Here is a 12,398-nt window from a genome sequence, read left to right as displayed (position 1 = left end):
ACGCGAATGACGGCTTTCCAGCGGCTTTTCGTCCGGCTCGTCCACCGCTGGACCCGACTGACCCGCAGCGTCACCCTCGGTGTGCGCGCCGTGGTGAGGGATCAGGACGGCGCCTTTCTCCTGCTGCGCCACACCTATGTGCCGGGCTGGCACCTGCCGGGCGGCGGTGTCGATCGCGGCGAGAGCGCCGCCGATGCCGTGGTGAGGGAACTGTTCGAAGAAGCCGGAATCACCGTCACCGCCGCGCCGCGCCTCCACGGCCTGCTGCTCAACCACCATCTCGGCGCGCGCGACCATGTCGCGGTCTATGTCATCGAGAGCTTCCAGCGCGGCGCCTGGACGCCGAACCGCGAAATCGCCGAGATCGGCTTCTTCCCCGTCTCTGCCCTGCCACCGGACACTTCCCCGGCAACCTGCCGACGCCTTGCGGAAGTGCTGGAGGGCCGGCCCGCCGCCGCGCATTGGTGACACTGTGGGGGGCAATGCGCTTTCCCGCCTTGACACCGTCCGGCCCGCTTCCTTATATCGCGCCACTTCGCGCATCGGTTCGCCGGTTCGCTGTGGCGGGGTAGCTCAGCTGGTTAGAGCACGGGAATCATAATCCTGGGGTCGGGGGTTCAAGTCCCTCTCCCGCTACCACAACCCTCTCTGTGACGATGTGCCAGAACGCAAAAAGCCCGGCCGAAGCCGGGCTTTTCGTTTGTGGCGCTAACGGCGGCTCAGTAGGGCGAGACGCACTGCTGGCGCGGGCCGTTGTAAGGCTGGAACGTGTTGTCCGAAGCGCGGTACGAGCGATACTGGCTGGCGCACCACTGGACATGGGCGTTGCCGCCGCCGGAATAGGTCGGCTGGCTCGCCGCCGCGCCCAGAGCTCCGCCGATGAGCGCGCCGGCCGCGAAGGCACCGGCCGGGAACCACCAGCCATTATACTGGCGGTAGCCGGGGCGGTAATAATTGTAGCCGCGATAGCCATTGTAATAATGGTTGCGGCCGCTGCGCCAATAGCCGTGGCGGTTGCCCTGCCTGTAGCCCTGACGGTAACCCTGGCGATAGCCCTGCCGGTTGCCCTGGCGATAGCCCGGACGGTACTGCACCGGCTCGATATTCGAGGTCGACTGCGCCACCGGCTGCGGGATGAACGGCGCGGACATCGCCGGCATCACGCTTGAGGTGATGACCATGGCCGCTGTCGCGATAGCAATAGAGAGCTTCTTCATAGTAGCTTCCTCCGAATGACAATCGTTACACAGGATGTAACGGCTGTTCCATGAATGCTCCCTGAACGAAATCTGCAGCAAGATTTCAGATTTCTGAACCTGCGTTCAGAATAGTCAGACACGGCATTCCAGAAGCCCAAACGCACGAGGGCGCGCGGAGTTCCCGCGCGCCCTCATCTGGCGGTATCAAGGTCGTGTGAGCGACGCGTCAGTCCGCGCCGGGATCGGCGACAAAACCCGCCGCCGCAATGCCGGCGCTCGCCGCCGCCTCGTCATTCTCCGACGTGTCGCCGGAAATGCCGACCGCGCCGATCACCGCGCCGCTTTCGTCGCGGATCAGCACGCCGCCGGGCACCGGCACCAGCGCCCCGCCCACCACATCCGTCACCGAAGCGACGAAGAAGGCCTGCTCCTTCGCCCGCTTGAAGATCGAGCGCGAACCCATGCCGAGCGCCAGCGCGCCATAGGCCTTGCCATGGGCGACCTCGAAGCGCTTGAGGCTGGTGCCGTCTTCGGCGGCGGAGACCTTCACCGCACCGCGCGCGTCGAGCACGACCACGGCCATCGGCTTGAAATTGCCGGCGCGGCAATGGCCGAGCGCGGTGGAAAGGATGGTCTGGGCGGCGTCGAGGGTGAGACTCATGGACGGCTGCTCCCGCTGCTGGCCGCGCCCGGCGCCGAGCGGCCCGAACCACGGATCATGTCGATGGCCTTTCCGATAAGCGGCCAGAACAGCATGATCAAGGCCAGGGTCGAGATGGTGCCGACCAGCTTGTTGGACCAGAAGATGCCCAGCCCGCCATCAAGCCCGATCATGGACTGGCGGAAGGCGTCCTCCGCCTTGTCGCCCAGCACCAGCGCCAGCGTCATCGGCGCCAGCGGGATGCCGATCTTCTTGAAGACATAGCCGACAATACCGAAGCCGAGCATGAGCCAGATATCGAACATGGCGTTCTGCACCGCGAAGGCACCGACCGCGCAGGAGACGATGATCATCGGCGCAATGGTGGCGAAGGGCACGCGCAGCACCGAGGCGAACAGCGGTACGGTGGCGAGCACGATGATCAGGCCGGCGATGTTGCCGAGATACATCGAGGCGATGAGGCCCCAGACGAAGTCCTTCTGCTCGACGAAGAGCAGCGGGCCGGGCTGGAGGCCCCACACCATCAGGCCGCCGAGCAGCACCGCCGCCGTACCGGAGCCGGGAATGCCGAGGGCCAGCATGGGCAGCAGGGCGGAGGTGCCGGCGGCATGGGCGGCGGTCTCGGGGGCGAGCACGCCCTCGATCTTGCCCTTGCCGAAGCTCGCCCCGTCGCGGGAGAAACGCTTGGCGAGGTTGTAGCCCATGAAGGAGGCGGCGATGGCGCCGCCCGGCGTCACGCCGAGCCAGCAGCCGATGGCGCTGGAGCGCAGCAGCGTCATCCAGTAGCGCGGCAGCGTCATCCAGGTGCGCCAGACGACGGTGAAGCGGATCTTCGCCTCCTGGCCCTTGAAGGCGAGGTGCTCTTCCATCGCCAGCAGGATTTCGGAAATGCCGAACAGGCCGATCACCGCGACCAGGAAGTCGAAGCCGCGCAGCAGTTCGACCGAGCCGAAGGTCATGCGCAGTTCGCCCGACACCGTGTCCATGCCGACCGCCGCCAGCAGAAAGCCGATGGTCAGCGAGATGACGATCTTGTGGCGCGCTTCCTTGCCGAGACCGACGAAGGAACAGAAGGTCAGCATATAGACGGCAAAGAATTCCGGCGGGCCGAAGCGCAGCGCGAAGCTGGCGATCCACGGCGCAAGGAAGGTGATGAGCATCACCGCGACGATGGAGCCGACGAAGGAGGCGGTGAAGGCGGCGGTCAGCGCCTCGGCGGCCTCGCCCTTCTGGGCCATCGGATAGCCGTCGAAGGTGGTGGCCACCGACCAGGCCTCGCCCGGAATGTTGAACAGGATCGAGGTGATGGCGCCGCCGAACAGCGCCCCCCAATAGATGCACGACAGCAGCACGATGGCCGAGGTCGGGTCCATGGTGAAGGTCAGCGGCAGCAGGATGGCGACGCCGTTGGGGCCGCCGAGGCCCGGCAGCACGCCGACCAGAATGCCGAGGCAGATGCCGATGAGCATCAGCACCATATTGTGGAAGGTCAGCAGAACGCCGAAGCCGTGGAACAGGGAATCAAGTGCTTCCATCGGGCCCTCCTCAGAAACCGAATGCCGCTTCGAGCGGGCCCTTGGGCAGCAGAACGTTGAACTGAACGTCGAAGACGTAGAACATCAGCGCCGAGAAGATCAGGCCGGTGAGCACCGACTTCCACGGCGAGAGCTTGCCGATGACGATCATGAACAGCGCCACGAAGATGAAGCTGGCGACATAGAGCCCGATGACCTGCACCAGGAACACGAACAGGATGGTCGGGATGAACACCCGCAGCACGCGGCCGAAGGCGCTGCGGCCGACGAAGATCTCGTCTTTCAGGTCGGGATGGCGCAGCGCCGAGATGATGCCGACCACGCTGGCGCCGCCGAGCAGCACCGAGAGATAGAAGGGGAAATAGCCGGCCTGCGGGCCGTCCGGTGCCCAGCCGGCACCGATGCGCAGATTGTCCCAGCCCAGGAACACGGCGACGCCCAGAAGGAGCGCCATCACCACGACTTCGACGCTGCGCGTCGACACCAGCGCGGGATCCACTCCCACGTTCGGGTCATCGGACATCGGTATTCTCCAGAGAAAAGTGCAGCCGGCCGGACGCCGCGCCCGGCGCTGGCGTCATCGCATCAAGGCAAGCGCCGGCGCGGCCCGAGGGCGCGCCGGCGGCCGCAAGGGTCAGTTGGCGACGAAACCCGACTGGGTCATCAGGTCCTTGTAGAGAGCCTCGTCCTGCTCCAGGAACTTGACCATCTCGGCGCCCTTGAGATCGGACGGCTTGAGCGCCTGCTTCTCAAGATATTCCTTGAATTCCTTAGTCTCGACCAGCTTGCCCAGCATGTCCTGGTAGAAAGCCACCTGGTCGGGGGTCACGCCCGCCGGCAGGAACACGCCGCGCAGCATGATCCACTGGAAGTCGATGCCCTGCGACTTGCAGGTCGGGATGTCCTTCCACGACTTGTCGCCCGCGACCTTGGCCGGGTAGTCCATCGGCTCATTGTCGAACACGCACAGCGCCTTCACCTGCCCGGCGCGCCACACGGCGACGTTTTCCGAGGGGTTGTTGACGTTGACCTTGATGTGGTCGCCGACCAGCTGGGTGGCCGCTTCGCCGCCCGACTTGTAGGGGATGTAGCTGAACTTGACGCCCGAGATCCGCTCGACAGCGGCCGCGAGAATGTGGTCTTCGCGCTTGGAGCCGGTGCCGCCGAGCTTGTAGGCGCCCGCCGGCTCCTTCTTCATTGCCTCGACGAGTTCCTGGGCCGTGTTGTAGGGCGCGTTGGCGTTCACCCACAGCACGAAATTGTCGAAGGCGAGTATGCTGACCGGGGTCAGCTTGCGCCAGTCGAAAGGCAGCTTGTTGGCGAGCGGCAGCGTGTAGATGGCCGAATTGGAGATGACCATCTTGTAGGGGTCGCCGGCGCTCGCCTGCATGTCCATCAGGCCCTCGCCGCCATTGGCGCCGCCCTTGAGCGTCACCACGATCGGCGTCGGCGAGAGCTTATTGTTCTGGATCGCCGCCTGCATCATGCGCGCCATCTGATCCGAGGCGCCGCCGGCACCGGCGGGAACGATGATCTCGATCGGCTTGGTCGGCTCCCACGCCGCCATGGCGGACGAGACGGTGAAGCCGGACAGGCAGGCCGCGACCAGCGCGGCGCGTTTGGAGACGAGCTTCTCCAGCATGGACATTTCCTCTCTTGTCGTTGAGCCGGAACGGGCCGGCACCACAGCGTTTCCGTTATATTTTTTGAGTTATGCATTCATAATGCAGAATCGACGCGTCATATCAAGCGGAGTTTTCCCCCTACTCCGCCGCCTCCAACTGCCGATGGGGAAGACCAACACGTGCCGCCGCAAGGCTTTGCGCGAGCACCTGCACCACATGCACCGCGTCGCGGGCGGCGCCGTCATGGATCTGGTGACGGCAGGACGTGCCGTCGGCGACGATGAGCGTTCCCGGCTCCGCCTTGCGCACCGCCGGCAGCAGCGAGAGCTCGGCCATGGCGAGCGAGGTGTCGATGGTCTCGCTGTGATAGCCGAACGCGCCGGCCATGCCGCAGCAGCTCGACTCCACCGTCTCGACCTGCAGCCCCGGCACCAGCCGCAGCGCCTTCTCCACCGCGCCCATGGCGCCGAAGCTCTTCTGGTGGCAATGGCCGTGCAGCAGCGCCTTCTCCGCCAGCGGCGCAAGTGGCAGGTCGAAGCGGCCGGCGTCGATCTCGCGGGCGATGAATTCCTCGATCAGCAGCGCATGGGCGGAAAGCGTCTGCGTCCCCTCCCCCGGCAGCATGGAGGGCAGTTCGTCGCGGAAGGCGAGCAGGCAGCTCGGCTCCAGCCCCACCACCGGCACGCCGCGCGCCACGAAGGGAGCGTATGTGTCGACCACCCGCCGCGCCTCGGCCTTGGCCTCATCCACCAGCCCGGCGGAAAGGAAGGTGCGCCCGCAGCACAGCGCGCGCTTGCTACCGTCCACCGGGCGCGGCATGTGCACGCGATAGCCGGCCGCGGTCAGCACCTCCAGCGCGGCGACGACGTTCTCCTTCTCGAACCAGCGGTTGAAGGTGTCGGCAAACAGCACCACCTCGCGCCCGCCCTCCGGCCCAAACGCCACCGCCTCCTCGCGGAAAGCATCCGCCCGCCAGCGCGGCAGCGTGCGGCGGGCGCTGAACTGGGCGATCCGCTCCGACAATTGCGCCGCCCCCGGCAGCCGGTCGCGCAGGTTGAGCAGCCACGGCATCCGCGCGGCAAGGCCGGCATAGCGCGGCAGATAGGCGACCAGCCGCTGGTGCAGGCTGATGCCCTTGGCCTTCGCCCGCGCCGCCAGTGCCTCGATCTTCATCTTCGCCATGTCGACGCCGGTCGGGCATTCGCGCCGGCACCCCTTGCAGGAGACGCACAGCTTCAGCGTCTCCATCATCTCGTCCGAGGCGAGAGCGTCGGGACCGAGCCGGCCGGAAATGGCAAGGCGCAGTGTGTTGGCGCGCCCGCGCGTCACGTCCTTCTCGTCGCGGGTGACGCGGTAGCTCGGGCACATGACGCCGCCCACCGCCTTGCGGCAGGCGCCATTGTTGTTGCACATCTCGATGGCGCCCTGCAGGCCGCCGCCCTCGCCGGAATAGCCGGACCAGTCGAGCGCCGCCGCGATCGGCGCCACCTTGTAGTCGGGCGCGTAGCGGAAGATGGTGCGGTCGTCGAATTTCGGCGCGCGGACGATCTTGCCGGGATTGTAGAGCCCGTTCGGGTCGAAGCGGTCCTTCACCTCCTCGAAAGCGCGGACCAGCCGGGTGCCGAACATGGTCTCGTGGAATTCCGAGCGGACGATGCCGTCGCCATGCTCGCCGGAATGCGAGCCCTTGTACTCGCGCACCATGGCGAAGGCTTCCTCGGCGATGGCGCGCATCGCCTTCACGTCCTTCTCCAGCCGCAGATTCAGCACCGGCCGCACATGCAGGCAGCCCTCGGAGGCGTGGGCGTACCAGGTGCCCTTGGTGCCGTTCTTCTCGAACACCTCCGTCAGCCGCGCCGTGTAGTCGGCGAGGTGCGGCAGCGGCACGGCGCAGTCCTCGACGAAGGAGACCGGTTTGCCCGCCTGCTTCATCGACATCATGATGTTGAGGCCGGAGGTGCGCACATCGGCAATCGCCGCCTGCAGCCCGGCCTCGCGCACCGGCACGACGCCGCCCCAGCGCGCGCCGTCGCGGTCCCAGCCGAAGCCGAGATCGCCCATCGTGTCGTCCAGCAGCTTCAGCCGCCGCTCATTCTCCGCCTCGTCCTCGGCGAACTCGACCAGAAGGATGGCGTCGGGCGTGCCGCGCACGAACTGCTTCAGCGTCGCCTGGAACATCGGGATTTCGCTGGCGAGCGCCAGCAGCGTCGAATCCACCAGCTCGACCGCGATGGGCTTGAGCTTCACCAGATGCTGCGCCGCGTCCATCGCCTGGTAGAAGCTGCCGAAATGGCAGGCGCCGATCACCTTCTTGCCGATCAGCGGCCACAGCTTCAGCTCGATCCGCGTGGAATAAGCGAGCGTGCCCTCGGAGCCGACAAGGATATGGGCGAGGTTGGTGCCGCTTGCCTTCGGCACCAGCGCGTCGAGATTATAGCCGCCGACGCGCCGCTGCACGGCGGGGAAGCGCGCCGCCACCTCTTCGGCTTCGCGCGCGCCAAGGTCGAACAGGTCGCGGGCGAGCGGCGCCAGCGGCGCGTCCGGCGGCAGGCTGGAAAGGTTGTGGTCCACCGGGCCGAAATGCGCCTTGGCCCCATCCGCCAGCATGGCGTCGATGGACAGCACATTGTCGCGCATCGTGCCGTAGCGCAGCGAGCGGCCGCCGCAGCTATTGTTGCCGGCCATGCCGCCGATGGTGGCGCGCGAGGCGGTGGACACATCGACCGGAAACCACAGCCCGTGCTTCTTCAGCGCCCGGTTGAGGTCGTCGAGCACGATGCCCGGCTCGACCACGCAGCGCCGGTTCGCCACATCGAGTTCGAGAATGCGGTTGAGGTGCTTCGACCCGTCAATGACGAGCGAATCGTTGATCGTCTGGCCGCATTGCGAGGTGCCGCCGCCGCGCGGCGTGACGGCAATGCCCTCGGCCCGCGCCAGAGCGATGGCGCGTTCGGCCTCTTCCGTCGTGCGCGGCACGACGACGCCCAGCGGCATGATCTGGTAGAACGACGCATCGGTGGCGTAGCGCCCGCGGTTGAAGCGGTCGAACCACACATCTCCCGAAACTTCCGCCTTCAGACGCCGCTCCAGTCCGGGCGTCAGCCGTGCCGCCATGATGGTCTCGCTCCCTCATGTCCTTTTTCGCGACGCCGGCGCGCCGCCATGGACTGAAACGCATTTTGCATTCATAATTCATTTATGCAAGATGGGGCGTGGAAGCGGGTCGTCACCAGCCGCCCGCTCGCAGCCGTGAAGAGGCGCGCGCATCAGCGCCGACCAAGGGAGAGAAAAAGATGTCCAGCAATGCCGCCCGGGTGGCGGGTCGTCATTTCCTGCAGATTCCGGGCCCCACGCCGGTGCCTGATCGCATCCTGCGCGCGATGGACATGCCGACCATCGACCATCGCGGACCCGAGTTCCAGAAGCTCGGCAAGCGCGTCCTGGAAGGCATGAAGAGCGTCTTCAAGACCGCCAACCCGGTCATCATCTACCCCGCCTCCGGCACCGGCGCGTGGGAAGCCGCCCTCGCCAACGTGCTCTCGCCCGGCGACAAGGTGCTGATGTTCGAAACCGGCCATTTCGCCACGCTGTGGAAGAACATGGCGATCAAGCTCGGCCTGCACCCGGAATTCATCGCCTCGGACTGGCGCATCGGCGCCGATGCCGACGCCATCGAGGCGCGGCTGCGCGAGGACAAGAACCACGAGATCAAGGCGGTCTGCGTGGTTCATAACGAGACCTCGACCGGCTGCATCTCGCTCATCCCCGAGGTGCGCAAGGCCATCGACGCCGCCGGCCATCCGGCGCTGCTTCTGGTCGACACCATCTCCTCCCTGGCCTCCATCGACTTCCGCCACGACGAATGGGGCGTCGATGTCACCGTCTCCGGCTCGCAGAAGGGCCTGATGCTGCCGCCGGGCCTCTCCTTCAACGCCCTGTCGCCCAAGGCGCTGGCGGCGGCGAAGAAGTCGACCATGCCCAAGCTGTTCTGGTCGTGGGAGGAAATGCTTCCCCACAATGAGAAGGGCTATTTCCCCTACACGCCCGGCACCAACCTGCTCTACGGCCTCGCCGAGGCCATCGACATGCTGCATGAGGAGGGGCTGGACAACGTCTTCGCCCGCCACGACCGCCATGCCGAGGCCACCCGCCGCGCCGTGCGCGCCTGGGGGCTGGAAGTGCTTTGCCGCGATCCGAAGTACTACTCGTCCTCGCTCACCGCCGTGCTGATGCCCGAAGGGCACGACGCTGACGCCTTCCGCGAGAAGACGCTGAACCATTTCGACATGTCGCTCGGCACCGGCCTCACCAAGCTGTCCGGCCGCGTCTTCCGCATCGGCCATCTCGGCGACACCAACGACCTCACCATTCTCGGCGCGCTGTCCGGCGTCGAGATGGGCCTGTCGGTCGCCGGCGTGCCGCACAAGAAGGGCGGCGTGCAGGCGGCGATGGACTACCTCACCGACTGCGCCCGCGGCACGCTCAGCGCCGCCGCGTGAGCCTCAGCTCCGGCCGCGCGACCTTCGTTGACCTTGCGAAATTCGCCGGCCGGAGCGATTTAGGGGTAGATTTGCGCAGGTGCCGCGCCGGGCGCGCGGCCATTTGGAGATTCGCCATATGGCGATGTCGGACACGGCCATCATTCCGCGGCGCAGCCTGCATGACGAGCTGGCCGCGCAGCTGCGCGACATGCTGATGCGCGGCGATCTGAAGGCCGGCGACAAGATTTCCGAACAGGCGCTGTGCCAGCGCTTCGGCGTCTCCCGCACCCCACTTCGCGAGGCATTGAAGGTGCTGGCCAATGAGGGGCTAGTCATCCTCTCCCCCAATCGCGGCGCCAGCGTCGCCCGCGTCTCGCCCGACGAGGTGGACGAGCTTTTCCCCATCATGGGGGCGATGGAGGCGCTGGCCGGCGAAGCCGCCTGCGCCCGCGCCACCGATGCCGACATCGCCCGCGTGCAGGCGATGCATGACGAGATGCTGGTGCATTACCGTGCCGGCGACCCGGCCGCCTACCTCAGGCTCAACCGGCGCATCCACGAGGCCTTCTTCGACATCGCCGGCAACCATGCGCTGGCCCAACTCTACCAGACGCTGATGGTACGTATCCACGCGGTGCGCTTCGTCGCCCAGAAGTCCAGCGAGCGCTGGCGCGAGGCGGTGGACGACCATGAGGAGATGATGGCCGCCCTGAAAGCGCGGGATGGCGCCCGGCTCGGGGCCATCCTCAAGCTGCACCTGCGCCACAAGGCGGCGATGGTGCATGAATCGCTGGAAGGCACGGATTCGCAGGCGGCGGAATAGGCGGGCGACCTCCAGACCGAACGTCATCCCGGCCGCAGCGAAGCGGAGAGCCGGGATAGCTCTCCGTCCTGCAGGCGATCCCGGATCGGCCTATGCCGTCCGGGATGACGCTCTAACAATTTCCCTCATGCCGCCTTCAGCGCGGCCGCATCCTTCAGCGCGGCTTCGAGCGCCGCCTCGCGCCGGCCGGCGGCGATGCCCTCGGCGATGATGAGTTCGGGCTCGACCCCGATGAAGCCGAACACCCAGCGCAGATAGGTCTCCGCGTGCTCGGCCACGGCGGCGAAGGACGGATCGGCATAGCTGCCGCCGCGCGCCAGCGCCACGATCACCCGCTTGCCCTTGGCGAGCCCCTCCACCGCGCCGCCCGCGCCATAGGCGAAGGTCTTGCCCGGCACGAGGATGCGGTCGATCCAGGCCCGCAACTGGGTGGGGACCGAGAAATTGTACATCGGCGCGCCCACCACCACGATGTCCGCAGCGAGGAAGTCGTCGAGCGCCTGCTGGCTCGCCGCATCGCCCTTGCCGCCGGACAGCGGATGGTCGGCCGGCATGGAGGCGGGCGTCGCGTGCGGCAGCGGGGCGGCAGCGAGATCGCGATACACGACGGTAAGCGAGGGATCGGCGGCGGTGAGCCGCGCCACGATGGCGGCGCTGACCTGCCGGCTCACCGAATGGTCGCCGAGAATGGATGAATCGAGGTGAAGGAGGGTCTTGGACATGATGCCACCGTGATTGGCTGGTTACGATTTGTAACTGACCCAACTAGATACCTGCGATAAACTCCGCAAGAACGCACATCGCTCACCCTGAGGCACACGGAAGTGACTGAGGAACATCCACCTTTCCATACTGAGGGCTGCCTCGCGGTCAGCCGCGTGCTGGCCCGCGTCGGCGACAAATGGAGCGTGCTCATCGTCATGCTGCTGGCCGGCGGGCCGCGCCGCTTCAACGAGATGAAGCGCATGGTCAACGGCATCTCCCAGCGCATGCTCACCCTGACCTTGCGCGGGTTGGAGCGCGACGGGCTGGTCTCGCGTACCGTCTACCCCACCATTCCGCCGCGCGTCGATTATGAGCTGACCCCGCTCGGCCATTCCCTGCGCGGCCCGGTGATGGCGCTCGGCCAGTGGGTGGAAGCGAACCTCGATGAGATCGCGCAGGCACAGGCGGCGTTCGACCGGCGCACCGCGCCCGATCCCGACGAGCGGCCGTTGCAGCGCGCGGCGGGGCTGTGACCGCCGCGCCGGGGTGCGCCCCGACGATAATTATTGATGCAATCTGACCGGCGCGCTAGGCTGAACGCCCACCCCGCCGGAAACGCCCATGCCCTCCTCGCCGATCATCCGTCATTCCCTGCACGAATCGCTGGTCGCTCCGCTGCGTGAGATGATCCTGCAGGGCGAATTGCGCCCTGGGGAAAAGGTGCCGGAGGAACAGCTTTGCGAGCGCTTCGGCGTCTCGCGTACCCCCATCCGCGAGGCGTTGAAGGTGCTGGCGGCGGAAGGGGTGCTGCAGATCCTGCCGCATCGCGGCGCCATCGTCGCCCGCATCACCGAGGAGCAGATCGACGAGCTTTTCCCGATCATGGCCTCGCTGGAGCGACTGGCCGGCTTGCTGGCCTGCGCCCAGGCCTCGGATGAGGACATCGCCCGCGTGCGCGCCCTGCACGACGCCATGATGGGGCATTTCGAGAAGGACGAGGAGGCGGAGTATCTGCGGCATAACCGGCTGATCCACGAAGCCTTTTTCGCCATCGCCGGCAATGCCACCCTCTCCGCCTATTACCAGCAGATCCTCACCCGCATCCATGCCTGCCGCTTCGTGGTGCGCAAGAGCCGCTATCACTGGGCGGCGGCGGTGGAGGAGCACAAGGCGATGATCGAGGCGCTGGAGGCGCGCGACGCCCCGCGCCTCGGCGCGCTGATGGAACGCCACGTCATGGGCACCACCGCCGGCATTGCCCGCGCCTTCATAGAGCGGATGCGCGCGGGCGCCGGCGACCCTTCGCCGCGCAGCGGGTCCGTGCCGGCCCCGCAGGAGGCCTGAGCAAAGGGCTCACATGGGCGTGAAC

At 66.8% G+C, this 12,398-nt stretch carries 12 protein-coding genes and 1 tRNA gene; 6 read left to right on the top strand and 7 right to left on the bottom strand.

What is annotated here, in order from left to right; all coding sequences use genetic code 11:
* Nucleotides 1–6: 6 nt before the first annotated feature.
* Both K9D25_RS12400 and K9D25_RS12395 read left to right on the top strand, forming a co-directional pair.
* Nucleotides 7–468 carry an NUDIX domain-containing protein gene (locus K9D25_RS12400; RefSeq protein ID WP_244375565.1) on the top strand — a complete coding sequence of 154 codons (462 nt, stop codon included), beginning with the start codon at nucleotides 7–9 and terminating at the stop codon, nucleotides 466–468.
* Between the two features lie 94 nt (nucleotides 469–562).
* Nucleotides 563–639 (top strand) — tRNA-Met (locus K9D25_RS12395).
* Between the two features lie 80 nt (nucleotides 640–719).
* Here the strand turns inward: K9D25_RS12395 and K9D25_RS12390 are convergent.
* The 6 genes from K9D25_RS12390 to K9D25_RS12365 form a co-directional block, all read right to left on the bottom strand.
* Nucleotides 720–1,217 carry a BA14K family protein gene (locus tag K9D25_RS12390; RefSeq protein WP_244375563.1) on the bottom strand — a complete coding sequence of 166 codons (498 nt, stop codon included), beginning with the start codon at nucleotides 1,215–1,217 and terminating at the stop codon, nucleotides 720–722.
* 208 nt (nucleotides 1,218–1,425) lie between these two features.
* Nucleotides 1,426–1,860, bottom strand: coding sequence for a GlcG/HbpS family heme-binding protein (locus K9D25_RS12385; RefSeq protein WP_244375561.1), 435 nt, complete (start codon nucleotides 1,858–1,860; stop codon nucleotides 1,426–1,428).
* The gene (locus K9D25_RS12380; RefSeq protein ID WP_244375559.1) at nucleotides 1,857–3,395 is read right to left on the bottom strand and encodes a tripartite tricarboxylate transporter permease; all 1,539 of its coding nucleotides are present in this window, start codon (nucleotides 3,393–3,395) and stop codon (nucleotides 1,857–1,859) included. Before K9D25_RS12380 ends, K9D25_RS12385 begins: the two co-directional genes overlap by 4 nt.
* A gap of 10 nt (nucleotides 3,396–3,405) precedes the next feature.
* Nucleotides 3,406–3,918 carry a tripartite tricarboxylate transporter TctB family protein gene (locus tag K9D25_RS12375; protein ID WP_244375557.1) on the bottom strand — a complete coding sequence of 171 codons (513 nt, stop codon included), beginning with the start codon at nucleotides 3,916–3,918 and terminating at the stop codon, nucleotides 3,406–3,408.
* Nucleotides 3,919–4,029: 111 nt separating this feature from the next.
* A complete protein-coding gene (locus K9D25_RS12370; RefSeq protein ID WP_244375555.1) occupies nucleotides 4,030–5,043 on the bottom strand; it encodes a Bug family tripartite tricarboxylate transporter substrate binding protein in 1,014 nt (337 codons plus the stop codon).
* 115 nt (nucleotides 5,044–5,158) lie between these two features.
* On the bottom strand, nucleotides 5,159–8,134 hold the full coding sequence (locus K9D25_RS12365) for an FAD-binding and (Fe-S)-binding domain-containing protein (RefSeq protein ID WP_244375553.1): 2,976 nt from the start codon (nucleotides 8,132–8,134) through the stop codon (nucleotides 5,159–5,161).
* A gap of 179 nt (nucleotides 8,135–8,313) precedes the next feature.
* On the opposite strand from K9D25_RS12365, the gene K9D25_RS12360 reads away from it, so the two are divergent.
* Together K9D25_RS12360 and K9D25_RS12355 are read left to right on the top strand one after the other, a co-directional pair.
* Complete coding sequence (locus tag K9D25_RS12360) at nucleotides 8,314–9,519, top strand: pyridoxal-phosphate-dependent aminotransferase family protein (protein ID WP_244375551.1); 1,206 nt, start codon at nucleotides 8,314–8,316, stop codon at nucleotides 9,517–9,519.
* A gap of 118 nt (nucleotides 9,520–9,637) precedes the next feature.
* Complete coding sequence (locus K9D25_RS12355) at nucleotides 9,638–10,324, top strand: GntR family transcriptional regulator (RefSeq protein WP_244375549.1); 687 nt, start codon at nucleotides 9,638–9,640, stop codon at nucleotides 10,322–10,324.
* Between the two features lie 125 nt (nucleotides 10,325–10,449).
* Here the strand turns inward: K9D25_RS12355 and K9D25_RS12350 are convergent, their stop codons facing one another.
* Nucleotides 10,450–11,046, bottom strand: coding sequence for an FMN-dependent NADH-azoreductase (locus K9D25_RS12350; protein WP_244375547.1), 597 nt, complete (start codon nucleotides 11,044–11,046; stop codon nucleotides 10,450–10,452).
* Between the two features lie 102 nt (nucleotides 11,047–11,148).
* Here K9D25_RS12350 and K9D25_RS12345 point away from each other — a divergent pair, with 102 nt between their 5' ends.
* The gene (locus tag K9D25_RS12345) at nucleotides 11,149–11,562 is read left to right on the top strand and encodes a winged helix-turn-helix transcriptional regulator (protein WP_244375545.1); all 414 of its coding nucleotides are present in this window, start codon (nucleotides 11,149–11,151) and stop codon (nucleotides 11,560–11,562) included.
* 88 nt (nucleotides 11,563–11,650) lie between these two features.
* Nucleotides 11,651–12,373: a GntR family transcriptional regulator gene (locus K9D25_RS12340; RefSeq protein WP_244375543.1), complete on the top strand. Its 723-nt coding sequence runs from the start codon at nucleotides 11,651–11,653 to the stop codon at nucleotides 12,371–12,373.
* Nucleotides 12,374–12,398 lie beyond the last annotated feature (25 nt).

Source organism: Ancylobacter polymorphus, from assembly GCF_022836935.1.
Taxonomy (GTDB): domain Bacteria; phylum Pseudomonadota; class Alphaproteobacteria; order Rhizobiales; family Xanthobacteraceae; genus Ancylobacter; species Ancylobacter polymorphus_A.
Note: the sequence above shows the minus strand (reverse complement) of the source record. Positions and strands in the feature narration are given on the sequence as shown.